General features: G+C 66.6%; 1 protein-coding gene. It reads right to left on the bottom strand.

Annotated features, from left to right (window positions below; genetic code table 11):
* On the bottom strand, nt 1–932 hold a 932-nt coding region (locus tag EF903_RS33030), incomplete at both ends, for a toprim domain-containing protein (protein WP_260616247.1).

The raw sequence follows: 932 nt of genomic DNA on the forward strand, positions 1-932 counted from the left end.
AGCACGCGGTGGTCGACGTCCATGGTGGTGACGCGCAGCTCCTCGGCGTTCATCTCGCCCAGACCCTTGAAGCGCTGGATCGAGTCCTCCCGGATCCGCTTGCCGTTCTGCTTGCCGAGCTCGACGAGCGCGTCGCGCTCCCTGTCGGAGTACGCGTACTCGAAGTCGTCCCGGCCCCACTTGATCTTGTAGAGCGGGGGGCGGGAGAGGTACACGTGTCCGGCCTCGACCAGCGGGCGCATGAAGCGGAAGAGGAAGGTAAGCAGCAGGGTGTTGATGTGCTGGCCGTCGACGTCGGCGTCCGCCATCAGGATGATCTTGTGGTAGCGGAGCTTCTCGATGTCGAAGTCCTCGTGGACGCCGGTGCCGAAGGCGCTGATGAGCGCCTGGACCTCGGTGTTCTGGAGGATCTTGTCGATACGGGCCTTCTCGACGTTCAGGATCTTGCCGCGGATCGGCAGGATGGCCTGGTACATCGGGTTGCGGCCGGACTTGGCGGAGCCGCCGGCGGAGTCGCCCTCGACGATGAAGATCTCGCACTTCGTCGGGTCGTTGGACTGGCAGTCGGAGAGCTTGCCGGGCAGCGAGGCGCTCTCCAGGAGGCCCTTGCGGCGGGTCAGGTCGCGGGCCTTGCGGGCCGCGACGCGGGCCGTGGCGGCCTGGATCGCCTTGCGGACGATGTCCGCGGCCTCGTTGGGGTTGCGGTCGAACCAGTCGCTGAGGTGCTCGTGGACGACCTTCTGCACGAAGGTCTTCGCCTCGGTGTTGCCCAGCTTGGTCTTCGTCTGGCCCTCGAACTGCGGCTCGCCCAGCTTGACCGAGATGATCGCCGTCAGGCCCTCGCGGATGTCCTCGCCGGCGAGGTTGTCGTCCTTCTCCCGCAGCAGCTTCTTGTCCCGCGCGTAGCGGTTCACCAGACCGGTGAGGGCCGC

The organism is Streptomyces sp. WAC05292 (genome assembly GCF_003949955.1).
Lineage (GTDB): Bacteria > Actinomycetota > Actinomycetes > Streptomycetales > Streptomycetaceae > Streptomyces > Streptomyces globosus.